The sequence below is a fragment of the Pacificispira spongiicola genome (genome assembly GCF_012926505.1).
GTDB lineage: Bacteria > Pseudomonadota > Alphaproteobacteria > UBA8366 > Aestuariispiraceae > Pacificispira > Pacificispira spongiicola.
Genome location: NZ_JABBNT010000018.1, coordinates 1 through 784 on the forward strand (window position 1 = coordinate 1; position 784 = coordinate 784).

1 protein-coding gene is annotated in these 784 nt (G+C 63.3%); it reads right to left on the bottom strand.

The annotated features are described in order from the left end of the window. On the bottom strand, positions 1-784 hold a 784-nt coding region (locus HH303_RS19910; RefSeq protein WP_169627171.1), incomplete at both ends, for a DUF5801 repeats-in-toxin domain-containing protein.

The window sequence follows — 784 nt, forward strand, 5'->3', positions numbered from 1 at the left end:
ACACTGGTCCCCTGAGACCCGTCCGTCCCGTCCGACAAATCGTCCTCGTCTACCGTCGCAGCCAACTGCGCCGCATTCTCCGTGTGACCAACACTCGCTACCGGAATGTCGTCAACGATATCGACGGAGAAGCTCTGCGTGACCTGGGAACCGGCAAGACCGTCAATTTCATCCTGGTCCAGATCCATTTCGGCCAGGGCCGCCGCATCCGGCGCGCCGACGATATCGAAGGTCAGGCCTTCGACATTCTCGCCATTCGCCGTTTCGTGATCCATTTGGTCGACCAACGTGAAGGTATAGCTGCCCGTGGCCGGATCGATCGACACCGTGAACACCGGACGCTCGTCCGTGCCGCCCGCATCGGCGGTCGCGGTCAGAACACCGTTCGACTGGGTGAAGGTGATGGCATCGCCGTTGGACGTCAGATCCGTCGGCAGGTTTGTCAGATCGAAGCTGTAATCCAGATCCGCCGCCGTCAGGCCCGTCGGGGCGCCCGCATCCGCGGGGCCGTCGGCACCATAGTTGATCTTGATCAGGTCGGCGGAGCCGAGGCCCAAATCACCGGTCGCGGACAAGCCGTCGGACCCATCCGTGCCGTCGCCCAGATCGTCTTCGTCGACGGAAACCGAGTCCGCCGTGCCGATGGAGGTCGCGTCGACCGTTGCGACCGGGACATCATCGATGACATCGACGGTGAAGGCGCCGGAGACTTCGGTGCCTTCGCCGTCGGTGAGGGTGACGGTGAATTCCAGGTTCTCCAGGACGTTTTCGTCCTGGCCCGCCG